The 23,117-nt window shown below is 67.4% G+C and carries 21 protein-coding genes; 9 read left to right on the top strand and 12 right to left on the bottom strand.

Annotation, left to right across the window (positions count from 1 at the left end; translation table 11 throughout):
• Window positions 1-29: 29 nt before the first annotated feature.
• From AC1DF3_RS26545 to AC1DF3_RS26500, 10 genes are all read right to left on the bottom strand, one after another.
• Window positions 30-1,499, bottom strand: coding sequence for an NAD-dependent succinate-semialdehyde dehydrogenase (locus tag AC1DF3_RS26545; protein WP_478141399.1), 1,470 nt, complete (start codon window positions 1,497-1,499; stop codon window positions 30-32).
• Window positions 1,500-1,521: 22 nt separating this feature from the next.
• Window positions 1,522-2,610 (bottom strand): tartrate dehydrogenase, encoded by a 1,089-nt coding sequence (locus AC1DF3_RS26540; protein ID WP_286538549.1) that lies wholly within the window; start codon window positions 2,608-2,610, stop codon window positions 1,522-1,524.
• A gap of 11 nt (window positions 2,611-2,621) precedes the next feature.
• On the bottom strand, window positions 2,622-4,250 hold the full coding sequence (locus AC1DF3_RS26535; RefSeq protein ID WP_478141398.1) for an ABC transporter ATP-binding protein: 1,629 nt from the start codon (window positions 4,248-4,250) through the stop codon (window positions 2,622-2,624).
• On the bottom strand, window positions 4,250-5,155 hold the full coding sequence (locus AC1DF3_RS26530) for an ABC transporter permease (protein ID WP_478141397.1): 906 nt from the start codon (window positions 5,153-5,155) through the stop codon (window positions 4,250-4,252). The genes AC1DF3_RS26535 and AC1DF3_RS26530 overlap by 1 nt, the downstream gene beginning before the upstream one ends.
• A gap of 10 nt (window positions 5,156-5,165) precedes the next feature.
• Window positions 5,166-6,122, bottom strand: a complete 957-nt coding sequence (locus AC1DF3_RS26525) for an ABC transporter permease (protein WP_478141396.1) — start codon at window positions 6,120-6,122, stop codon at window positions 5,166-5,168.
• A gap of 24 nt (window positions 6,123-6,146) precedes the next feature.
• Window positions 6,147-7,769 carry an ABC transporter substrate-binding protein gene (locus AC1DF3_RS26520; protein WP_478141395.1) on the bottom strand — a complete coding sequence of 541 codons (1,623 nt, stop codon included), beginning with the start codon at window positions 7,767-7,769 and terminating at the stop codon, window positions 6,147-6,149.
• Window positions 7,770-7,819: 50 nt separating this feature from the next.
• Window positions 7,820-9,112: an NAD(P)/FAD-dependent oxidoreductase gene (locus AC1DF3_RS26515; RefSeq protein WP_286538541.1), complete on the bottom strand. Its 1,293-nt coding sequence runs from the start codon at window positions 9,110-9,112 to the stop codon at window positions 7,820-7,822.
• 22 nt (window positions 9,113-9,134) lie between these two features.
• Window positions 9,135-9,800, bottom strand: coding sequence for a haloacid dehalogenase type II (locus AC1DF3_RS26510; protein WP_286538540.1), 666 nt, complete (start codon window positions 9,798-9,800; stop codon window positions 9,135-9,137).
• Between the two features lie 235 nt (window positions 9,801-10,035).
• Window positions 10,036-10,392, bottom strand: a complete 357-nt coding sequence (locus AC1DF3_RS26505) for a cupin domain-containing protein (protein ID WP_286529403.1) — start codon at window positions 10,390-10,392, stop codon at window positions 10,036-10,038.
• A 159-nt stretch (window positions 10,393-10,551) separates the two neighbouring features.
• Complete coding sequence (locus tag AC1DF3_RS26500; protein WP_478141394.1) at window positions 10,552-10,731, bottom strand: hypothetical protein; 180 nt, start codon at window positions 10,729-10,731, stop codon at window positions 10,552-10,554.
• Window positions 10,732-10,891: 160 nt separating this feature from the next.
• Here AC1DF3_RS26500 and AC1DF3_RS26495 point away from each other — a divergent pair, with 160 nt between their 5' ends.
• On the top strand, window positions 10,892-11,770 hold the full coding sequence (locus AC1DF3_RS26495) for a GNAT family N-acetyltransferase (protein ID WP_478141393.1): 879 nt from the start codon (window positions 10,892-10,894) through the stop codon (window positions 11,768-11,770).
• 5 nt (window positions 11,771-11,775) lie between these two features.
• Complete coding sequence (locus AC1DF3_RS26490; RefSeq protein ID WP_478141392.1) at window positions 11,776-12,711, top strand: 2-hydroxyacid dehydrogenase; 936 nt, start codon at window positions 11,776-11,778, stop codon at window positions 12,709-12,711.
• A 177-nt stretch (window positions 12,712-12,888) separates the two neighbouring features.
• Here the strand turns inward: AC1DF3_RS26490 and AC1DF3_RS26485 are convergent, their stop codons facing one another.
• Entirely contained in the window at window positions 12,889-14,127 is a 1,239-nt protein-coding gene (locus tag AC1DF3_RS26485) for a M20 aminoacylase family protein (protein WP_478141391.1), read from the bottom strand.
• The gene (locus AC1DF3_RS26480; RefSeq protein ID WP_478141390.1) at window positions 14,124-14,822 is read right to left on the bottom strand and encodes an HAD-IA family hydrolase; all 699 of its coding nucleotides are present in this window, start codon (window positions 14,820-14,822) and stop codon (window positions 14,124-14,126) included. Before AC1DF3_RS26480 ends, AC1DF3_RS26485 begins: the two co-directional genes overlap by 4 nt.
• A gap of 469 nt (window positions 14,823-15,291) precedes the next feature.
• On the opposite strand from AC1DF3_RS26480, the gene AC1DF3_RS26475 reads away from it, so the two are divergent.
• The 7 genes from AC1DF3_RS26475 to AC1DF3_RS26445 all read left to right on the top strand — a co-directional run bounded on the left by AC1DF3_RS26475 (window position 15,292) and on the right by AC1DF3_RS26445 (window position 23,072).
• A complete protein-coding gene (locus AC1DF3_RS26475) occupies window positions 15,292-16,695 on the top strand; it encodes an aminotransferase class III-fold pyridoxal phosphate-dependent enzyme (RefSeq protein WP_478141389.1) in 1,404 nt (467 codons plus the stop codon).
• A gap of 77 nt (window positions 16,696-16,772) precedes the next feature.
• Window positions 16,773-17,267 (top strand): Lrp/AsnC family transcriptional regulator, encoded by a 495-nt coding sequence (locus tag AC1DF3_RS26470; protein ID WP_286538528.1) that lies wholly within the window; start codon window positions 16,773-16,775, stop codon window positions 17,265-17,267.
• Between the two features lie 142 nt (window positions 17,268-17,409).
• Complete coding sequence (locus tag AC1DF3_RS26465) at window positions 17,410-18,891, top strand: aldehyde dehydrogenase family protein (RefSeq protein WP_478141388.1); 1,482 nt, start codon at window positions 17,410-17,412, stop codon at window positions 18,889-18,891.
• A 46-nt stretch (window positions 18,892-18,937) separates the two neighbouring features.
• Window positions 18,938-19,657 carry a cupin domain-containing protein gene (locus tag AC1DF3_RS26460; RefSeq protein WP_478141387.1) on the top strand — a complete coding sequence of 240 codons (720 nt, stop codon included), beginning with the start codon at window positions 18,938-18,940 and terminating at the stop codon, window positions 19,655-19,657.
• Between the two features lie 21 nt (window positions 19,658-19,678).
• Window positions 19,679-21,004: an NAD(P)/FAD-dependent oxidoreductase gene (locus AC1DF3_RS26455; protein ID WP_286538525.1), complete on the top strand. Its 1,326-nt coding sequence runs from the start codon at window positions 19,679-19,681 to the stop codon at window positions 21,002-21,004.
• Between the two features lie 95 nt (window positions 21,005-21,099).
• A complete protein-coding gene (locus AC1DF3_RS26450) occupies window positions 21,100-22,095 on the top strand; it encodes an ornithine cyclodeaminase family protein (protein WP_478141386.1) in 996 nt (331 codons plus the stop codon).
• Window positions 22,092-23,072 (top strand): threonine ammonia-lyase, encoded by a 981-nt coding sequence (locus tag AC1DF3_RS26445; RefSeq protein WP_478141385.1) that lies wholly within the window; start codon window positions 22,092-22,094, stop codon window positions 23,070-23,072. The genes AC1DF3_RS26450 and AC1DF3_RS26445 overlap by 4 nt, the downstream gene beginning before the upstream one ends.
• Window positions 23,073-23,117 lie beyond the last annotated feature (45 nt).

Below are 23,117 nucleotides of genomic sequence, written 5' to 3'. Positions count from 1 at the left end.
CCAGCACTCCAGGCCGTGACCGAGCGCTCCTACAGCTGCCCCTGGCACAGGTACTTGATGTGCAGATAGTCATCGAGACCGTGCACCGAGCCCTCGCGACCGTAGCCAGAGGCCTTGACGCCGCCGAAGGGGGCAGCCTCCGCCGCGAGCGCGCCTTCGTTGATACCGACGATGCCTGTCTCGAGCGCCCCGGCCACGCGCCAGATGCGGCGCACGTCCTGCGAGTAGAAGTACGCCGCCAGGCCAAAGGGCGTGTCGTTGGCCGCCGCGATCACCTCGGCCTCGCTGTCGAAGCGCGTGATCGGCACCACCGGCCCGAAGGTCTCCTCGCAGCTGCACGCCATGCTGGAGTCGGCGTTCACCAGCACCGTGGGCGCGTAATAGTTCGGGCCCAGATCGACAAGACGCCTTCCGCCGGCGAGCACTTTGGCGCCCTTGGCGACCGCGTCCTGTACGTGGCGCTCGATCTTCTCGACCGCGCGGGCATTGATCATCGGACCGATCTGCGAGGCTGTGTCGCTAGCCGGGCCTACCTGGAGCGCGCCGACGCGCCCGGCCAGCTTGTCGGCGAAGGCGTCATGCAGACGTTCGTGCACGAACACGCGGTTGGGGGAGACGCAGGTCTGCCCGCCGTTGCGGAACTTGGCCGCCATCAGGCCTTCGACGGCCGCATCGATGTCGGCGTCCTCGAAGACGATGAAAGGCGCATTGCCGCCGAGCTCGAGCGAGAGCTTCTTCAGTGTGTCAGCCGACCGGCGCGCCAGGTGCTGGCCTACCGGCGTGGAGCCGGTGAAGGTGATCTTGCGCACGCGCGGGTCGTCCAGCCACACATCCACCACTTCGGGCGTGCGCTCGCGCGAGGCGGTGACGATGTTGATGACGCCCGGGGGCACGCCGGCCTCCTGAGCGAGCTTGACGAGCGCAAGCGAAGTGAGCGGCGTGTCCTCGGCCGGCTTGAACACCACGGTGCAGCCGGCGGCGAGGGCCGGCGCGATCTTTCGCGCAATCATGGCAGCCGGGAAGTTCCACGGCGTGATGGCGGCGACCACGCCGACCGGCTCCTTCAGCGCGAACATGCGCCGGCCCGGCACCGGAGCGGGAATGATGTCGCCGTTGGCGCGCGTCGCCTCCTCGGCGAACCACTCGATGTAGCTGGCGGCATAGGCCGCCTCGCCGCGGCCCTCGGCCAACGGCTTGCCCTGTTCGCGCGAGATCAGCCGGCCCAGATCCTCCTGGTGCGCCAACACCAGGTCGTTCCAGCGTTTGATGATCTGGGCGCGCTGCTTGGCCGGCACGGCGCGCCACGCCGGAAAGGCGGCATGCGCGGCGTCGACGGCCGCGTGCGCATCGGCCGCGCTACCGTCGGGCACGCTCGCGAAGACGGCGTCGGTGGCAGGGTCGCTCACATCAAGGCGGCGCGCATCGCTCGCGTCACGCCATTCGGCGCCGATCAACTGGCGTCCGGGCATCAGGTCCTGGCGTTCGAGGGTCAGTGTCATGGTGTTTGTCATTCAGGGGTTGTCAGTTTGCGGCCACGCGCTCGGCGATGGCCATGCCGAGCTCGGTGGTGGATGCCGTGCCGCCGAGGTCGCGCGTGTGTGGGCCCTCGCGCAACACCGCCTCGATGGCGCCGAGGATCGCGTCGTGCGCGGCGCGGCCCGCGCCCTGGCCTTGGGTGAGAAAGTCCAGCATCAGCGCGCCCGACCAAATCATGGCGATGGGATTGGCAATGTTCTGGCCGTAGATGTCCGGTGCCGAGCCGTGCACAGGCTCGAACAGCGACGGGAACTTGCGCTCGGGGTTGAGGTTGGCCGACGGCGCCAGTCCGATGGTGCCGGTGGTCGCGGGCCCCAGGTCGGACAGGATGTCGCCGAACAGGTTGCTCGCCACCACCACGTCGAAGCGCGTCGGCTGCAGCACGAAACGCGCCGACAGGATGTCGATGTGCTGCTTGTCGACCTTCACGTCGGGGTAGTCCTGGCCGATCGCGTCGGCGCGCCCGTCCCACCAAGGCATGCTGATCGCGATGCCGTTGCTCTTTGTGGCCACCGTCAGGTGCTTTCTCTTGCGCGCCTGCGCGAGTTCGTAGGCGTACTTCAGCACGCGGTCGGTGCCGTGGCGCGAGAAGACCGATTCCTGGATCACGATCTCGCGCTCGGTGCCTTCGTACATCACGCCGCCGAGCGAGGTGTATTCGCCCTCGGTGTTCTCGCGCACCACGAGGTAGTCGATGTCACCGGGCTGGCGGCCGGCCAGCGGGCACGGCACGCCTTCGAACAGGCGCACCGGGCGCAGGTTGATGTACTGGTCGAACTCGCGGCGGAACTTGAGCAGCGAGCCCCACAGCGACACGTGGTCGGGCACGGTGGCGGGCCAGCCGACGGCGCCGAAGTACAGCGCGTCGACGCCCTTCAGCTCCGCCTTCCAGTCGTCCGGCATCATCTGGCCGTGCTCGGCGTGGTAATCGCAGCTGGCCCAGTCGATGACGCGGCAGTCGAGCTCGAAGCCAAAGCGCGCCGCTGCGGCTTGCACCACGCGCAGGCCCTCGGGCATCACTTCCTTGCCGATGCCGTCGCCGGCGATCAGCGCGATGCGGAAGGTGGGGGTCATTTCGGTTTTCCTCATGTTGCTGCCGCAGCCGAGCGGTCCATGTCGTCGAGCCAGCCCTGGCGCAGTTCGGGAACCGATCGGGCCAGCAGTTCGTAGTAGGGGTGGTGCGGCCCGCGCTCGTAGTCGCGGCGTGCCACCTGCGCCAGCTTGCGGCCATGCTGCATCACGACGATCTCGTCGCACACCGCGCGCACCGTGTGCAGGTCGTGGCTGATGAACAAGTAGGACACGCCGAGCTCGCGCCGCAGCTCGGCCAGCAGTTCGAGCACCGCCGCGGCGACCACGGTGTCGAGCGCGGAGGTCACCTCGTCGCAGAGGATCAGGTCGGGGTCGGCCGCGAGCGCGCGCGCGAGGTTCACGCGCTGCTTCTGCCCGCCCGAGAGGCCGCCCGGCAGGCGCCCGGCGACCGTCTGCGGCAACTTCACGAGATCCAGCAATTCGCGGATGCGGCGCTTGAGCGGCTCGCCGCGCAGGCCCTTGTAGAACTGGAGCGGCCGCGCCAGGATGCGCTCGATGGTCTGCGACGGGTTCAGCGCCGTGTCGGCCATCTGGAACACGATCTGGATGCGGCGCAGTTCGTCCCGGTCGCGCTGCTGCAGCGTCGGCTTGAGTTCGTGGCCGCGGAACAGCACGCTGCCGTGGCTGGGCTTGATCAGGCCGGCCACGGCCCGCGCCAGCGTGGTCTTGCCGGAGCCGGACTCGCCGATCACGCCGATCGCCTGGCCGCGGTGGAGCTTGAGGTCGATGTCCTGCAGGATCGGCGTCGCCGGACGTCCCTGCGCATCCACGGGACCGTAGCCAGCCGAGAGCTGCTGCACATGGAGCAACAACTCGGGATCGTCGTTGGCTGCCTTGGCCGACGCGCGCGGCACCGGCCGCGCCGCGGCCAGCAGGCACTTCGTGTAATCGTCCTCCGGTGCCGAGAGAATCTGCCCGGTCGCGTTCAGCTCGCGCATCTTTCCGTCGCGCAGCACCAGGATATGGTCCGCCATCTGCGCCACCACGGCCAGGTCGTGGCTCACATACACCGCGGTGGCGCGGCGATCGCGCACCACGCGGCGGAAGGCGCGCAGCACCTCGATCTGCGTCGTCACGTCGAGCGCGGTGGTCGGCTCGTCGAGGATCACGAGCTCGGGGTCGCCGATCAGTGCCATGGCGGCCATCAGCCGCTGCAACTGGCCGCCGGAGACCTGGTGCGGATAGCGATCGCCGATGGTCTCCGGATCGGGCAGTGCCAGCTCGCGAAACAGCTGCACCGCCTTCGCCTCGGCCTCGGCCCGCTTGCACAGGCCGTGGATGACGGTCGGCTCGATCACTTGGTCCATGATCGTGCGCGAGGGATTGAAGGAGGCGGCCGCGCTCTGCGCGATGTAGGAAACCGTGCGGCCGCGCAGCGCGCGCTGCCGAGGCGCATCGAGCACCAGCACGTCGGTGTCGCCGATCTGCACGCGGCCCGCCGAGATGCGGCAGCCGTGGCGCGCATAGCCCATCAGTGCCAGCGCGGTGGTGGTCTTGCCGGAACCCGACTCGCCGATCAGCGCCAGCACCTCGCCGGGCTGCACGGAGAAGCTCAGGTTGTCGACCAGCGCGTTCGCGCCGGCCGAGATGCTGAGGCCCTGGACAATGAGTGGTGCGCCCATCAGCGTGCTCCTCGTTCCCGGGCGGTGCGGCCCGGCAGGTTGTCGATGACGAGGTTGACCGCGATGGTCAGGCTCGCGATGGCCAGCGCCGGCACGATCACCGAGGCCCCGCCCATGGCCAGGGCGCCAATGTTCTCGCGCACCAGCGAGCCCCAGTCGGCTGCAGGCGGCTGAATGCCCAGGCCGAGGAAGCTCAGGCTGGCCAGCAGCAGCACGACGTAGACGAAGCGCAGGCCGAGGTCGGCCAGCATCGGCCCCAGGATGTTGGGCAGGATCTCGCGCAGCATGATGTACAGCGTGCCTTCGCCGCGGGTGCGCGCCACGGTCACGTAGTCGAGCGCATTGATGTTGACGGCCAGCGAGCGCGCCATGCGGTAGGCGCCCGGCACGTAGATGATGCCCGCCGTGACCACCAGCATCGGCACCGAGGAGCCGAAGCCCGCCACCATGATGAGCGCGAACATCTTGCTCGGGATCGCGGTCAGCGTGTCCAGGCCGCGACTCAGCACCGCATCGATCCAGCGGCCGCTGGCCGCGGCCAGCAGCGCCAGCGTGATGCCGGTACCGCTGGCCAGCACGGTGGCCAGCAGCGCGACGCCGATCGTGTAGCGCGCCCCCTCGATGATGAGCGCCAGCATGTCGCGGCCGAGGTAGTCGGTCCCCAGCCAGTGCGCCGCGCTGATCGGCGCGAAGACGTTCGAGGTGCCCGTGGCCGCCGTGCCGTGCGAGAGTAGCCAGGGGCCGAGCAGCGCCGCGAGCAGCCAGAACAGCAGCACCGCGAGGCCCAGGAGCCCGGATGTCCCGAAGCCGGCGAGCCAGCGCAGAGGGCCGCTCCGGCGATCTGGCAACGCTGCCGCCAGGGAAGCCGTGGCGCTCACGACTGTTGCAGAGGTGGTCGTTTCCATGGTGCGTTCCTCAACGGTGCCGCAGCCGCGGGTTGGCGACGATGCCGCAGATGTCGGCCGTCRTCACCAGGATCAGGTAGGCGCAGCAGAAGATCATGGCGCAGGTCTGCACCAGCGGCATGTCGCGCTGGGAGACTCCGTCGACCATCAGCTTGGCGATCCCGGGGTAGTTGAAGATGGTCTCGACGATGATCACGCCGCCCAGCAGGTACGACAGGCTCAGCGCCACGGCGTTGGCGATCGGTCCCACCGCATTGGGCAGCGCATGCGCCAGCACCATGCGCATCGGCGAGGCGCCTTTGAGCCGCACCATCTCGATGTAAGGCGCCTCGAGCTGGTCGATCACCGCCGCGCGGGTCATGCGCATCATCTGTGCGACGATCACGCAGCACAGCACCATCACCGGCATGGCAAAGGCGCGCAGCATCTGACCGATCGACTCGATGTCGTTCACGAAGGACAGCGCCGGCAGCCACCGCAGCTTGACGGCGAACACCAGCACCGCCAGCGTCGCGACCAGGAATTCCGGTACCGACACCACGCCAACGGCCGTCGTCGAGGCCGCCCGGTCGAACCAGGAGCCGCGCCAGACCGCCGAGGCGATGCCGAGTGCCAGTGCGATCGGCACGGAGAACAGCGCGGTCACCGCAGCCAGCAACAGAGAGTTGGGCAGGCGGCTGGCGACCAGCTCGGCCACCGGCATCTGCGTGGTGGCCGAGAGGCCGGGATCGCCCTTCACCATGCCGAGCAGCCACTTCGCGTAGCGCTGGGGCGCCGGCACGTCCAGACCCATCTGGGCTCGCAGCGCCGCAACTGCCTCCGGCGTGGCGTCCTGGCCTAGTTGCTCCTGCGCCGCATCGCCCGGCAGTACCGCCGTGATCGAGAAGACGATGACCGACACTGCGAGCAGCGAAAGCAACGCCAACGCGATGCGCTGGCCGAGGAGCTTCAGAATCACGTGGTTCATGGGGATTCCTCCGGCGCGTGCAGATCAGGCCTCGAGCCAGACGTTCTCGGCAAAGTTGTAGCCCATGAGGCCGCCCAGGGGGATCGGCGCCAGACCCTTGAGCTTGGAAGTGTGGCCGTCGATGCTGGCGAGAAACAGCGGGATGCCGATGCCGGCATCCTGGTGAATCATGGTCTGCATGTCGGCGTACATCTGCTTGCGCTTGGCCAGGTCCGTCTCGGCGCGCGACGCCAGCAGCAACTGATCGAACTTCTCGCTCTTCCAGCGCGACTCGTTCCATGCGGCTCCCGACTGGAAGAACTGCGTCAGCAGCACGTCGGCGCTCGGGCGCGGGTTCACGTTGCCGAAGCCGACTTGGCTGTTGAGCCAGTGGTTCGACCAGTAGCCGTCGGCCGGCATGCGCTTGATGTCGATTTCCAGCCCGGCGCGCTGGGCCGTCTGCTGAAGCAACAGGGCCATCTCCACCGAGTACAGCGCTGCGGGCGATGCCACCATCGGCACTTTGCCCGTGACGCCGGACTTCTGCAGGTGGAACTTCGCCTTGTCAAGGTCGAAGGGCCGCTGCGGCAGGCCGGCAAAATAAAAGCGGTTGGTCGGATCGATCGGCTGGTCGTTGCCGACCACTGCGTAGTCGAGCGCGATGGTTTTCTTCATTTGCTCGCGGTCGAAGAGGTACTTCATCCCAAGCACGAAATCCGGGTTGGCGCCGGGACCCACGTCCTTGCGCATCACGAGGTCTGAGTACTGACCGGACTGGGTAACGAAGATCCCAAAGCCGGGCGTACCCTTCACGCGCTCGACCGAGCGCGGATTGACCGACCCCACCAGGTCCATTCCGCCTGACAGCAGCGCGTTGACGCGTGCGGTTTCGTCGCCAATGCCGACGAATTCGATCTCGTCGAGGTAGGGCTTGCCGGGCTTCCAGTAGGCGTCGTTGCGCACCATCACCGAGCGCACGCCGGGCTTGAACTCCTTGAGCTTGTAGGGGCCGGTGCCGATGCCGGCGCTGAAGTCGGTGGTGCCTTCCTTGACGATTTGGAAGTGGGAGGTGCCGAGGATGACCGGCAGGTCGGCGTTCGGCGCGCTGAGCACGAAGGTCACTTCGTTGGGGCCGGTGGCCTTGGCGCTGTCGATCTGGTCGGCGAGCACCTTGGCCTTGGAAGCGGTGGCCGGGTCCCTGTGGCGCATCACCGAGAACACGACGTCGGCCGGCGACAGCGCCTTGCCGTCGTGGAAGGTGACGCCCTTGCGGAGCGTGAAAACCCAGGTCTTGGCATCCTTGGTGGTGAACGATTCGGCGAGCGCGGGCTGCGGCGTCAGGCTGCCGTCCAGCGATGTCAACCCGTTGTAGATCATGTTGCAGCGCGAGTAGTCGGTCTGATTCGACTGCTTGGCCGGGTCGAGCGTGTCGGTGGCGGCGGCAGTGGCGCCTGCGACGCGGATGCGGCCGCCCTTCTTCGGCGTCTGCGCATGGGCGCTCATCGCCGCGCCTGCGATGCCACCGGCCAGCGCGGCCTGCATGCCGCCCGCCATCAGCATCGCGAGGATGTCGCGCCGCCTGGCGCCGCGCTTGAGCGACTCCATCACGCGAAGGCTCTCGGCGGGACCGACGAGCTTCTCGAAGCTCGTGTTGCTGGTGCTGTTCATGGGGTTGCTCCTCTTGGTGGATCGATGAAGAAAGGTGGTAGCTAGGGCGCTCAGGCCAGCCTGTCCTTGAGCGTGTAGTAAAGGCCGATCGCCGGCAGGAACCACGGCGGGCCGAAGTGGCCAGGGATGGCAGGCCAGTCGCGGCCTTGCCACGGGTTGGCAAGCGCATCGCCGCCCATCACGGCCGCCATCCGCTGGCCCATGTGGACCGACATCTGTGTGCCATGGCCGCTGTAGCCCATCGCGTAGTAGAGGCCCTCGCGCTCGCCGGCGTGGGGCAGTCGGTCCTGCGTCATGTCGACCAGGCCGCCCCAGCAGTAGTCCAGCCGCACGGCGCCGAGCTGCGGGAAAATCTGGGCCAGCCCGGCGCGCAGGATCTCGCCGCTGGCGGCATCCGACTGCGGGCTGGAGATCGCGAAGCGCGCACGCCCGCCGAACACCAGCCGGTGGTCCGGGGTGAGCCGGAAGTAGTGGTGGATGTTGGCCACCGTGGTGTAAGTACGCCGTGCGGCCAGCAGGGCCTGCGCGCGCTCGGCGCCCAGTGGCTCGGTGACCACGATGAAGCTTCCGATCGGCACGATACGCCGGCGCAGCCAGCCGAAGCTGCCGTAGCCGCCGTGGCGCGTCGCCCCGGTGGCCAGCAGCACCTGCTGTGCGGCGACGGTGCCGCGGCCGGTGTGCAGCTTGTGCGCGTGGCCCTGGCCCAGGCGTTCGATGCGCTGCACGTTCGTGCCGGTGTGGATTTGCGCACCGCTGCGCTCGGCCGCCGCTGCCAACCCTTGGGCGAAGCGGCCCATGTGCATCTGCCCGCTGCGCTTGTAAAGCAGGCCGCCGTGGAACTGATCGCTCTGAACTTCGGCGCGCACACTGGCCGCGTCGAGCACCTGGACATCGGTGTCAACGCCGTCACCGATCAGGCGCTCGGCGCTGCGCTCCAGTGCGTCCATCTGGCTCGGCCGCGTGGCGAGCTTGAGCTTTCCGTGGCGCAGGAAGTCGCAGGCGATAGCCTCCTCGCGCACAATCCGCTCAACCGTGTCCACGGCTTCGTCGTAGGCGTGGTACCAGCCTCGGGCGCGCTCGACGCCGACCTTGGCGGCCACTTCAGCGTAGTCCTGGGCGAGCCCGTTGTTGACATGCCCGCCGTTGCGCCCCGAGGCTTCGGCCGCTACGCGCTCGCCGGCCTCCAGCACCGCCACCTTGGCGCCGCGCCTCGTCAGCGCCAGCGCCGCCGAGAGGCCGGTGAAGCCGCCGCCCACGATGGCGACATCCACCTGCGCCGGCAGCTCGCACGAGCGCGAGACGAAGGCGGGCGCCGAATCGGTCCAATAGGATTCAAGCTTCATGGCGTGCGGTGCTTGCAACGGATCAGAGACCGACCACGCCGGGGAGGCCGCCAATGTCCTTGATCTCGACGTAGCGGTAGGCCGGGTTGCCCGGGCCGTGGCCGCGATTGACGAAGACCTTGTTGACGATGCCCAGGTCGTCCGCTGACATCAAGTCGTAGCGCAGGCTGGAGGACACGTGCAGCACGTCCTCGGGGTTGCAGCCCAGCGAATCGAGCATGTATTCGAAGGCCTGCAGGCGCGGCTTGTACGCCTGGGCCTGCTGCGCGGTGTAAACGCGATGGAAGGGCGCGCCGAGCATGGCGACGTTCTTCTGGATCTGGCTGTCCGAGGCGTTCGACATGATCACCAGCGGGATCTCCCTGGCGACCTTTGCAAGGCCGGCAGGGACGTCGTCATGCGGGCCCCAGGTCGGCACCGCGTCATAGTACTTCTGCGCCTCATGGTCGAGGTACTGGATCTTCCACTTCTTGCACAGGCGGCGCACCGCGTTCTTCAGCACCACGTCGTAGGGCTGCCAGTCGCCCAGCACCTCGTCGAAGCGGTAGGCGCTGAAGTCGGCGACGAACTGCTCCATGCGTTCGGCCGGGATGCGGTCGGCGAACATGTCGCGCGCCAAGTCGCCCATGCGAAAGCGCGTGAGGGTGCCATAGCAGTCGAAGGTGATGTACTTGGGACGGAAGGTCATGGTCTCTATTCCTTAAATGACAGATGTAAATGAGGCGAACTGATGACGACGTGATTGCAGCACGCACAAGCGCTGAGGCCGTAGGGAAATTGGGCGTCTGGCACACGAAAACTGCGGTTTGGAGGGGGTGCCGCGGCATCCCGTGCGGTCTGCCCCTTGCGCGTGCAGCGACGCACCTCGGTGCGTCGCTGCGAAGGCGATGCGCACGTTTTTGAAGCGGCAGGCTGGGTCATGCTCAGGCCATGATCCACACTTTGCGCACGGTCTCGAGGGTGCGCCAGGTGCCGGTGTAGCCGGGCTTCATGATGAAGCAGTCCCCGGCCTTGTATGTGACCGGGCGCTGTCCGTCCTCGGTGAGCTCGACCACGCCGGACAGGATCAGGCAGAACTCCCAGGTCTCGCCCTTGATGGAGCGGTTGACGCCGGGCGTCGACTCCCACACGCCAGCGCGCACCTTGTCGTCCTTGGCGCTGTCGACATCCCAGTTGCGGCACACGATGTCGCCTTCTATGACGCGTTCAGCGGGCGGCCGGTACTCACGCGGTTCGCCGAGTTGATCGAAGTTGAAGTCGATGAGCAGATTCTTCGACATGAAAAGTGGACTCTCAGGAGGGTGGAACACGACCCTGATGCTAAGTTTGGGCGTTCTCGCGTGGGTGCCGAAGCAGATGCCGAAAACGGTGGCAAATGCCGATTGGCTGCGCGGCGAAGCGCAATCTGCTCCGCGCGGGCAATGCGTGAGACTCGGCGATCAATTCGAGAAGTCGTTGCCTGCCGCCAACGCCGGGCCAATGTCGGTGACCCCCGCCATCGACCGGCACACCCCGATGAAATGTCGCTTCTGAACGGAGATCTTGTTGCGATCAGAATCAGGCATCTTCAAGTTCGGGTCGAGGCTTTGGATGCCGATCGACGCCAGGGGGCTCAGCATTTGTATGCGTAAGCGGGCCCGCTGCCGCAGCGAATTGCAAAACACGCACGCTTTGCAGGCGAAGCTTGCGAGTTGCTTGAGAGTGCGAATTCGGTCTGGTACAGGCCGTCAAATTCGTCCAAGATGAAGGCGTTTCTCCTTTGCAGAAAGAGCCTCTCCGATGCCTGATCGCACCCTGGATGCACCCACCACAGACGAAATGGTGCTGAGACCGATGACGACCGGCGACTTGCCAGTTGCGCACGCGCTGTCGGCGCAGCTGCGCTGGCCGCACCGTCTGACGGACTGGGCGCAGGCGTTCGCGCATGCCGAAGGCTTCGTCGTCGAGCGCGACGGCGCCATCGTTGCCACCGCGCAGCGCTGGCGCTGGGGCGCGCACCACGCCACCATCGGCCTCGTGATCGTGGCGCCGGCCTGCCAGGGACGACGCATCGGGCAACGGTTGATGAGCGCGCTGCTCGAGGGCCTCGACGAACACACCGTGCTGCTGCACGCCACCCCGGAAGGCCGCGGACTGTACGAGCGGCTGGGCTTCGTGCGCACCGGCGAACTGCGGCAGCACCAAGGCATCGCGGAGTCGGCACCGATGATCGCGCTCAAGCCCGGCTGGCGGCTGCGGCCTGCCGGACTCCATGAGGCTGCAGGTCTGCAGGCGCTCGACGCGGCGGCGCGCGGCATGCCGCGCGATGCGCTGATCGCTGACCTGCTCTCCGGCGCGGATGCCTGCGTGGTGCTCGATCACGACAACGAGCCGCTGGGCTTCGCGATGCTGCGGCGCTTCGGACGCGGGCACGCGATCGGTCCGGTCGTCGCGCCCGACGCCGAAGGCGCCAAGGCGCTGATCGCGCATCTCGCCGGACTCAACGCCGGCAACTTCACGCGTATCGACATCGACTTCGCAAGCGGGCTGACTGAATGGCTCGAAAGCATCGGCCTGCCGTGCGTGGACGCCCCGACGACGATGGTGCGCGGTGCGCCGCTTGCCGAGCCGCCGGGCGGGCCGAAGATGTTCGCGATCGTGACCCAAGCTATCGGTTGATGGCAATGGGCACGACCACCTTCCTCTACAAATCAGATCCGGTGCGCGGCCGCCAGTGGGCCGAGGTGTTCCGGCGCCGTGCGCCCGAGATCGACTTCCGCATCTGGCCCGACATCGGCGATGCGGCGCAGGTGCGCTTTCTTGCGGCCTGGGAACCGCCGCAGGACCTGGCCGGGCGCTTCCCGAACCTCGAGGTGCTGTTCTCCTCCGGCGCCGGCGTTGACCAGTTCGACTTTGCGACATTGCCCCCCGCACTGCCGGTGGTGCGCATGGTGGAGCCCGGCATCGTGCGCGGCATGGTCGAGTACGTGACGCACGCGGTGCTCGGCCTGCATCGCGACATGCCGCGCTACCGGCGTCAGCAGCAGGAGGCCCAGTGGAGCCCGCTGCCGGTGCGGTCCGCCGCCGAGCGGCGCGTCGGCGTGCTCGGGCTCGGCTCGCTGGGCCAGGCGGTGCTGGCGCAGCTTGTCGGCCTGGGCTTTGATTGCGCAGGGTGGAGCCGTTCTCGGCATGCAGTCAACGGCGTGCAATGCCATGCGGGTGCCGACGAGCTGCCGTCCTTCCTCGCGCGTACCGAGATCCTCGTGTGCCTGCTGCCGCTCACCGATTCGACGCGCGGTTTTCTCGATGCACGGCTGTTCTCGATGCTGCCGAAAGGCGCGGGCCTCGTGCATGTCGGCCGCGGGCCGCAGTTGATCGATACCGATCTGCTGGCTGCATTGGCCAGCGGCCAGATCGGCGATGCCGTGCTCGACGTGACCGAGCCTGAGCCGCTGCCGCCGGCGCATGCGTTCTGGCGCCACCCGAACGTCCAGCTCACGCCGCACATCGCGAGCATGACGCAGCCCTTGAGCGCGGCCGAGGTCGTGCTGGACAACCTGCGCCGTTTCGAGGCCGGCGAGCCGATGATCGGCCTCGTCGATCGCGCGCGGGGGTACTGAGAAGATGCAGGAACCTCAACGGGACAACGAGCGAGCAGCGCTGGGAGCAGGTGCGCGAGCGCTATCCGGCGCAGGAACCCCTGCTCAACCTGAACAACGCGGTCGTCAGCCCGCCGACCCGAGTGGTGGAGCAGGCCGCGATCGAGGACTTTCGCCTGGTCAGCCGCAATCCGAACGTCAACATGTGGACCTTGCCATCACGACGGACAGAGCAGGCGCGGATGCCGGGTCGGCAACGGGTGCCAGCTCGCGCTCGGCCACTTCGCAGAACCAGCGCACGCCCAGCGGCAACGCATCGTCGTTGAAGTCATAGCAAGGGTGATGCAGCGCGCGTTCGCCATCCGGCCCCGGATCGGCGCGGCCCTGGCCCAGCCAGAGGTAGGCGCCGGGCCGGTGTTTCAACATGAAGGCGAAGTCCTCCGAGGTGAAGGCGGCGCGCGGCGCCATGTCGGCCTGCAGGCCGATGGATTTGGCCGCGGCCAGCGCGAGCGCAGCCTCGGTGGCCGTGTTGACGGTGGCCGGGTAGTACCGCACATAGCGCACCTCCGCCTGCGTGCCGCTGGCCAGCGCCACGCCGTCCACAGTGGCGCGCAGCGCCGCCTCGATGCGGTCCTGCGATGCGGCATCTAAGCTGCGCACGGTGCCGGTGATCGACACCTGGGCCGGCAGCACGTTGTGGCTGTGGCCGCCTTCGATGCGCGTGACCGACAGCACCGCCGATTCGCCCGGGTCGATGCGGCGCGAAACGATGGTGTGCAGCTGCGCAACGAGCTGACTGGCAGCGAGGATCGCGTCCGGCGTGTGATGCGGCTGCGCCGCATGGCCGCCGCGGCCGCGCAGCACGATGTCGAAGCGGTCGGCCGCGGCCATGATCGGGCCGGCCCGCGTCTGTACATGGCCGATGGGCAGGTCGGGCCAGTTGTGGAGCGCATAGACGCTGTCGCAGGGGAAGCGCTCGAACAGACCGTCCTCGATCATCGCTCGCGCGCCGCCCTTGCCTTCTTCGGCCGGCTGGAAGATGAAGTGCACCGTGCCGTCGAAGCGCCGCGTGCGCGCCAGCTGGCGCGCGGCGCCGATCAGCATGCTGGTGTGGCCGTCGTGGCCGCAGCCATGGTGCACGCCCTGCGTGCGGCTGGCATGGGCGGCGCGCCCCAGTTCGACCATCGGCAGCGCATCCATGTCGGCACGCAGGCCGACGCTGCGCGTCCCGCTGCCGGAGCTGAGCGTGCCGACCACGCCGGTGCCGCCCAGGCCTTCATGGACCTCGAGGCCGAGCAGCCGCAGCGCCTGCGCCACGAGCCCCGCCGTACGCCTTTCCTCGAACGCGAGCTCGGGATGTGCGTGCAGGTCGCGACGCAGCGCGACCAGTTCGGGCAACAGGTCGGCGACCGGCGCGGCGATCGCGTGCAGCGTCAAAGCCCCGCCTCGACGGCGTCGGCCAGCTCGGCCAGCGTGTGGAAGTGGTAGTCGGGCTGGGTGTGTTCGGATTCGAGCGTGCCGCCGGAACCCTTCTGTCCATGGCGGCGCTCGATCCAGCAGGTGGTGATGCCCAACTGCTTGGAAATGCCGATGTCGTGGTACTGGCTTTGCGCGACGTGCAGGTTGTCCGCCTGCTTGTAGCCCCAGGCGCCCTCGATGCGGCCGCGGGCGTAGGCGAAGTAGCGCGCATCGGGCTTCTCGCACAGCGCGTCGTCGCAGGCGAGCAGCATGTCGAAGGGAGAGCCCAGCGTCTTGTCGAAATGGGCCAGCGCCCATTGCTGCGCATTGGTCATGGTCACCAGCTTGAAGTGCTTGGCCAGGCGCTTCAGTGCGTCCACCGAATCGGGAAACGCCGGCCACTGCGCCACCGAATCGCGCAGGCCCTGCGCGAGTGCGTCGGTGTCGGGCAGGCCCAGCTTCGGTGCGATGGCATGCCAGCAGCGCGCGAGATCGTCGGGGTACCAGCCGGCCGTGCCGTCGGCGCGCGCGTGGCGGTAGGCGGCGAGGAAATCCTCGTCCGTCACCCGGGAATCGGGCACCGCGGAGCGCAGGTAGGCGAGCATGCCGCCCTCGAAATCGATCAGCGTGCCGACGACGTCGAAGGTGAGCACCTTGAAATCTTGCAGGGACATGGTGAAGAGCTCCAGTGATGACGGCAATGCCGTTGCTATGAGCATAGGGGCCGACTTCTGCGCCGCTGAACCAAAGTGGGTCCGCGCTGCGGCACAGGATTTCGTTGTCGGCGCGCTGCCGGCATCTTCTTCTGTCGCCTCCCCCGAACGTCGGATGGCAGACGGTGCCTCGAGCTCTAACGTGACGCCGCATGCTCTGATTGGACTTTGTGGAAAGCGTCTTCAAGGCAATTACTGGCAAGTCGCACCGTGCCACCTTCGGGCTTTTACTGGCCTTTGTGTCGGGCGCGGCTGCCGCCGGTCGAGTGCGCCCGTCGTAGAGGCCCCCGGCATGGACGCGACGGCAGTATCTGCTGTGGCGACTCGCACAACCGCAGCCTGCTCTGCGCAACGACCCCAATCCAGCACCAGCGCGAGAGGCGCGCGGCCTAAGCTTCCGGACATCCTTAAACCCGACCACCGCCCCTCCATGACGCACTCCGCCGCACTCCCCAACCTGGCCGCGCTCGATGTCATCGACCGCGCCCATCTCATCCATCCCGTCTCGCCCTGGCGCGTACACGAGCAGCGCGGGCCCACCGTGCTCGCCTCGGGCCGCGGCGCGTGGCTCACCGATGCCAGTGGCCACGAACTGCTCGACGCCTTCGCCGGCCTTTGGTGCGTCAACGTGGGCTACGGGCAGGAGAGCGTGGTGCAGGCCGCGGCCGAGCAGATGCGCCGCCTTCCGTATGCGACCGGCTACTTCCATTTCAGCAGCGAGCCTGCCATTCGCCTGGCCGAGAAGCTGGTGCAGATCACGCCGGCTTCGCTGACCCGCGTGTACCTGACGCTCGGCGGCTCCGAGGCGATCGACGCCGCGGTGCGATTCATCGTGCAGTACCACAACGCGACCGGCAAGCCGTCGAAGAAGCAGTTCATCGCGCTGGAGCGCGGCTACCACGGCTCCTCCTCTACCGGCGCCGGCCTGACCGCATTGCCGGCCTTCCATCGCGGCTTCGACCTGCCGCTGCCCACGCAGCACTACATCCCCTCGCCCTACGCCTACCGCCATGCGGACGGCGCCGACCCGCAGGCGCTGATCGCAGCCTCGGTCGCGGCGCTGCGCGCCAAGGTGGCCGAGCTGGGCGCGGACAACGTGGCGGCCTTCTTCTGCGAGCCGATTCAGGGCTCGGGCGGCGTCATCGTGCCGCCCAAAGGGTGGCTGAAGGCCATGCGCGAGGCCACGCGCGAGCTCGGCATCCTCTTCGTCGTCGACGAGGTCATCACCGGCTTCGGTCGCACCGGCCCCATGTTTGCGTGCGAGGCGGAGAGCGTGGAGCCCGACCTGATGACCATGGCCAAGGGCCTGACCGCCGGCTACGCGCCGATGGGCGCAACGATGATGTCGGAGCAGGTCTATGCCGGTATCGCCGACGGTGCGCCGGCGGGCGCGTCGATCGGACATGGCGCGACCTATTCGGCACACCCGGTCAGCGCCGCGGTCGCGCTGGAGGTGCTGCGCCTGTACGAGGAGGGCGGCGTGCTCGCCAACGGCCAGCGCGGCGCGGCCCACTTCGCGGCCGGGCTCGATGGGCTGCGTGCGCATCCGCTAGTAGGCGATGCGCGCCATCGCGGACTGCTCGGCGCGCTCGAGCTGGTGAGCGACAAGGCGAGCAAGCGCGGCTTCGATGCCGCACTCGGCCTGGCCGACCGCATCTTCGCCGCCGGCTACCGAAACGGCTTGGTGTTCCGTTCCTTCGGCGACCACATTCTCGGCTTTGCGCCGGCGCTCACCTTCACCGAAGACGAGTTCGCGCAGATGTTCTCGCGCCTGAAGAAGACGCTCGACGAGGTGCTCGAAGCGCCGGACGTTCGCGCTGCATTGGCTGCCTGAGCGAAAACCCGCGTACCGCCCCCCCAACACAACGAGACAGACGCAGAATCGGGCTATCTTCGTTTTTCGGCACCGCCATGTCAGAAGCCTTCAAAATCGACCGACTCGACCTGCGCATCCTGGCGCAACTCCAGAAGAACGGGCGCATGACCAACGTGGACCTGGCGGATGAGGTGGGCCTGTCGCCCAGCCCCTGCCTGATCCGCGTGAAGCGGCTCGAGCAGGCCGGCTATATCGCCGGCTACGGTGCCCACCTGCGGCTGGAGAAGCTCGGCGACACGCTCACCGTATTCACCGAGGTCACGCTGCAGGACCACCACCGTGAGGATTTCGTGCGCTTTGAGGCCGCCATCCGCGAGGTCGACGAGGTGCTCGAATGCCACCTGGTGAGCGGCGGCTACGACTACTTGCTGCGCTTCCTGACGCGGGGTGTGAACCACTACCAGGAAGTGATCGAGGAACTGCTCGAACGCAACATCGGAATCGCGAAGTACTTCAGCTACATCGTCATCAAGTCGCCGTTCATCAAGACGCACAGTCCGATCGAGCGGCTGTTCCCGCATCCGCGCTGAGGCGCTTTCGTTCCGTCCATTCCCGGCTGCACGTGGCCGACGGCAGGATCTGCTTGTAGCGACTCGCACAACCGCAGGCTCCTTCGTGCAAGACCCTCATTGCAGCACCGGCGCGAGGGGCACGCAGCCTAAACTTTTTGCCATGAACTCCCCGATCATCGAACACCTCAGGAGTGCTTGCCGCCTGGACCGCATGTACGTTGGCGGCGAGTGGGTCGTGCCCGAAACGCAGGCTCGCAGCGCCATCGTCGACCCATCGACGGACGAGCCCGTCGCGGAGATCGCGCTGGGAAGTTCAAGAGACGTTGCTGCCGCGGTGGCTGCAGCGCAGCGCGCCTTCGTGACATGGTCCGTGAGCTCCCCGCACAGCAGGGCCTTGCTTCTCGATCGCGTGCACAGTCTGATCCTCGAGCGCGCGGAGTTGTTAGCCCAGGCCATCTCACTGGAGATGGGCGCGGCAATCGGCATGGCGCGTAGCACTCAGGTGCCTGTTGCGGCGGAGCACATCCGCGTGGCCCGGGACATTGCGGGCAGCTATCCCTTCCTCACCCATCGGGGTGACACGGCCATCGTGCGCGAGGCGATCGGCGTGTGCGGCCTGATCACCCCCTGGAACTGGCCGCTCTACCAGATCACCGCCAAGGTCGGTCCCGCCTTGGCGGCGGGATGCACCGTCGTCCTGAAGCCCAGCGAGCTGTCGCCGCTAAGCGCGTTGTTGTTCGCGGAAGTGATGCACGACGCCGGCGCTCCGGCGGGTGTGTTCAACCTGGTCAACGGCCAAGGGCCAGAGGTAGGCGCCGCTCTGGCTGCGCACCCGGACGTCGACATGATCTCCATCACCGGCTCCACCCGGGCCGGCGTGCTGGTGGCCCAGGCCGCCGCGCCGACGGTCAAGCGCGTGGCGCAGGAACTGGGCGGCAAGTCGCCCAACGTCATCCTGCCCGATGCCGATTTCGCGCGCGCCATACCGGCTGCGGTGGCGGCCGGTATGCGCAACGTCGGCCAGTCCTGCAGTGCGCCCACCCGCATCCTCGTGCCGCGCGAACGCCTCGCGGAGGTCGAGCGGCTCGCATGCGAGACAGCCTCTGCATTTGTCGTGGGCGATCCGCGGTCGCCGCAGACCACGCACGGCCCAGTGGCCAATCGCGCGCAGTTCAATCGCGTGCAGGAGATGATCGGTGTCGGCATGGCCGAAGGCGCCCGCCTCGTCTGCGGCGGCCCCGGTCGGCCGCAGGGGCTGGAGCGTGGCTGCTACGTGCGCCCGACACTTTTCTCCGACGTGCAGCCGCAGATGCGGATCGCGCAGGAAGAGATCTTCGGCCCGGTGCTGGTGATCATCGCCTACGACAGCGTGGACGAGGCGGTGGCCATCGCCAACGGCACCGAATACGGCCTGGGCGCGCACGTGCAGGGCCGCGACCTGGCGGCTGCGCGCGCGGTGGCCTTGCGCATCCGCGCCGGGCAGGTCCACCTCAACAACCCGCCCTGGAGCCCCGATGCGCCCTTCGGCGGCTACAAGCGCTCGGGCAATGGCCGCGAGTACGGCGTCGAAGGCCTGGAGGAATACCTCGAGACCAAGGCCATCCTCGGCTACCTGGAAGGCCCGGCGCCCACTGCCGCATGAGGGCGCGAACGCAGACAAATACTCGCAACTCAAAGGAACAACGACCATGACCGTGGCCCTGCTGCTGCACCGCGCCGATGGCGCATCGCCATCGACCTCTTTCCGCAAGGCCGCCTTCGGCCCGGCCGATCCCTTCGCTCGCGATCGCGAAATCGCCTGGGAAGGACCAGGCGCGATGAGCGCTGGCCGCGTCAGCTTCTCCGGCGACCTCGATGTCGCGCGCTTTCCCCACATCGAGACCCTTGTGGTGATGGAGGGCGAGCTGACCCTGACGGTGGCCGGAGAGGCGCCGCTGGTGCTCGGCGCGCAAGCGGGCGCGGTCATCGGATGCGGCACCGCACTTCACATCCAGGCTGCAGCGCGCACGCGGTTCGTCTTTTGCGCGGCCGCTTGCGAGAAGCCGACCCAGCGCGGCGTCACTGCACTGCGCGCCGAAGCCAACTTCAAGCCGTCCAATCCGCCACCGGCCGAGACGCTGCTGGGTCCCACGCCGCAATGCCGCAGCGACAACGTGTTCACCGACGACGGCGCGCAGTACCTCGCGGGCACCTGGGAGTCGACCCCTTACCACCGGATCGTCCGGGCCCATCGCCTCAACGAGTTCATGTTCCTGCTGGCCGGCGGCGTGCGGTTTGCTGCCCCTGACGGCAGCGTGCTGTCTGCCGTCACCGGCGATGCGCTGTTCGTGCCGCAGGGCGCACCGATCGGCTGGGAGAGCAGCGATCGCGTGGCGAAGCTCTACGTGTGCCAGAGCGTTGCAGCCTGAGGCGACGATCGAGCCCCAGCCATGTCCCAGCCACTGCGTCTCGTTGAGACCTCGCCCAACCTGCCAGCCCGTGCCGACGTCGTCGTGATCGGCGGCGGGATCATCGGTGTCTTCACCGCCTACTACCTGGCCCAGCGCGGGCTGTCGGTCGCCGTGGTCGAAAAGGGCCGCATCGGCGCCGAACAATCGAGCCGCAACTGGGGCTGGTGCCGCCAGCAGAACCGCGACGCGCGCGAACTGCCCATGTCTACCCGGAGCCTGGAGTTGTGGGATCAGTTTGCCGCAGACAGCGGCGAAGACACGGGCTTCAGGCGCTGCGGCTTGCTGTACCTCAGCAACGACGAGGCCCAGATTGCCGGCTGGGCCAAATGGCGCGAGTTTGCGACGACGGTTGGCGTGACCACGCACATGCTCAGCGGCCGCGAGGCCTCGGAGCGTGGCCAGGCCACCGGCCGCGCGTGGAAAGGCGGCGTCTTCTCACCCAGCGACGGCACGGCCGATCCGGCCAAGGCGGCGCCGGCCGTCGCCGCCGCGCTCATGAAACTCGGCGGCACCGTCCACCAGAACTGCGCCGCGCGTGGCATCGAGATGGAGGGTGGCCGGCTCAGCGGCGTGGTGACCGAAGCGGGGACGATCAAGACCCGTACCGCCGTGCTCGCAGGCGGCGCGTGGGCGTCCTCGTTCTGCAACCAGCTCGGCGTGCAGTTTCCGGTCGCCACGATCCGCCAATCGATCGTGCGCCTGGCGCCGGTGGAGCAGCAACTGCCGGCCGCGCTGACCAGCCCACGCGTTGCCATCACCCGGCGCCCTGACGGCCACTACGTCCTGGCGATCAGCGGCCGAGGGCGCGCCGACCCCACGGCACAGCTGGTGCGCTTCGCACCGCAGTTCTTGCCGATGTTCGCCAAGCGCTGGCGCAACGTGTTTCCCGGCGGCCTGGAAGGCATCCGATGGGGCCACGAAACCCGCGCTCGATGGAAGCTGGACGCTCCCACACCGATGGAACGGGCGCGCATCCTCGACCCGACGCCCGACCCCGCGGGTGTCCGCGAAATCCACCGCCGTGCCGTGGATCTGTTGCCTGTGCTGCGCGAAGCCCGCATCGTCAACACCTGGGCGGGCTACATCGACAGCACGCCCGACGGCGTGCCGGGTATCGGAGAACTGCCGCAGGTGCCAGGCTTCATCCTGGCCGCGGGCTTCTCCGGCCACGGCTTCGGCATCGGCCCCGGCGCAGGCCACCTGATCGCCGACCTGGTGTCCGGGGCCAAGCCGATCTTCGATCCCGCGCCTTTCAGCCCGGCACGGTTCAGCGGTTCGGCGTGGGGCAAGGTTGCTGACTTCTAGGTTTGCCGGCACGCCGATGGTCCTGCTGGCAGACCGCGCGCGGCGCCACCGAGAGCAGTTGGCCCGAGCCCTCGATTCATGGAGAGATCACCCCGATGAAGACGCTGTTGCTGAACAAAGAGGATGCAGGAAGCCTGATTTCCATGAAGGAAGTCATCGGAACGGTGGAGGAGGCGTACAAGGCCTTCAACAGTGGCCAGGTGAATCAACCGCCGTATACATGCATCCACCTCCCGCCACCCCGGGGCGAAATCGACTTCAAATTGGGATACTGCGAGGCCAACGAGATCATCTCGATGAAGGCCTCGTCCGGGGGATTCCCGAACAACCCCACCGAGCACGGCGTGCCCAGCGGCATGGGAACCATCCTGCTGTTCGACGCCAGAACCTGCGCGCTCATCTGCGTGATGGATGGCAGCCTGATCACCGGCCTGAGAACCGGTGCCGCCGGAGCGGTGTCGGTCAAGACGCTGGCCCGCAAGGACGCGAAGACCATCACCTCGATCGGGACTGGCAATCAGGCCCGGATGCAGATCCGCGCGATCCGGGAGGTGATGACGATCGAAGCCATCCATGCCTGGAGCCACCACCCCCAGACGCTCGCCCAGTACAAGGCCGACATCGAGCGCGACTTCGGCATCCCGGTGGTGATGGCCCGCTCCAAACAAGACGCGGTGGAAAAGGCGGACATCCTCGTCACCACCACCCGCGGCAAAGGCTCGCTGGTGGAAGCCGCCTGGGTCCGACCTGGCACGCATATCGTCGCCATCGGCACGGACACGCAAGGCAAGCAGGAACTGGAGCCGGAAATCTTCAGGAACGCCAAGATCGTCAACGATTCGATCGCGCAATGCGTCGAGAAAGGCGAAACCTGGCACCCGCTGCACAACCACATCATCAGCAAGCACGACATCCACGCCGAGATCGGCGAGATCCTGCTGGGCAAGAAGCCGGGGCGCGAGTCCGACGACGAGATCACGATCTTCGACTCGACGGGCATGGCCATTCAGGACAACACGACGTCGAACCTGATCTATCGCAACGCCATCGCCAGCAACACCGGCATGGCCTTTGATTTCATTCAATCGTGATTCCCCTGCTTGAACACCCCACCCTTCGCGACATCCACCAAGCACGGGAGCGGCTGAAGCCGCACATCCGTCACACGCCCTTGCTGCGCGCCGAGAAGATGGAGACCACCCTCGGGTGCGAGGTGTACCTCAAACCCGAGACGCTGCAGATCACCGGGGCCTTCAAGATCCGGGGCGCGCTGAACAAGGCCTTGTCGCTGCCTCGCGAGACCATTGCCAACGGCATCATCGCCACGTCTTCAGGCAACCATGCCCAGGGGCTGGCCTACGCAGCGCGGATGCTGGGTGTCAAGGCGCTTCTGGTGGTGCCCGTCACCACCCCGAAAATCAAGGTCGAAAACACCCGGGCGCTCGGCGCGGAGGTGATTCTGTTTGACGGCGACACCGCGGCGCGATGGAAACGCGTTTACGAGATCGCGGCAGAAAACCACTACGCCGTAGTGCACGCATTCGAGGACCCCATGGTCATGGCGGGCCAGGGAACCATTGGCTGCGAAATCCTGGAAGACCTGGCCGACGTTGACACCGTCATCATCCCCATGGGCGGCGGGGGTCTCATCTCCGGCATTGCCACCGCCATCAAGGAAACCAAACCCTCCGTACGTGTGGTGGGCGCGGAGCCAGCGCTGACCCCCAAGTACTTCCATAGCCGCATCAACAAGAAGCGCACCTCGCTGCCGCTGAAGAACACGATCGCCGACGGTTTGCGCATCAGTGTGCCGGGCCAGAACCCCTACCCCATCATCGAAAGGTACGTCGACGAGATCGTGCTGGTGGAGGACGAACACATCATCGAGGGCATGCGCATGCTGGCCAAGGACGCCAAGCTGATCGCAGAGCCGGCTGCCTCGATCGGCGTTGGCGCGCTGCTGGCGAAAGGACTCAAGGTGACGCCGAAGGAAAAGGTCTGTGTGTTGTTGACAGGCGGCAACTGGGATCTGTGCGATCTTGCCGAAGTCTTTCAACGCGGCAATTGATCGCTCTCGCGTTGGGGTGCCCGCGATAGCGCGGCTCGGGGTGAT

The sequence above is a fragment of the Variovorax sp. 10N432 genome, from assembly GCF_056394465.1.
This window is presented reverse-complemented; position numbering and strand designations above follow the sequence as displayed.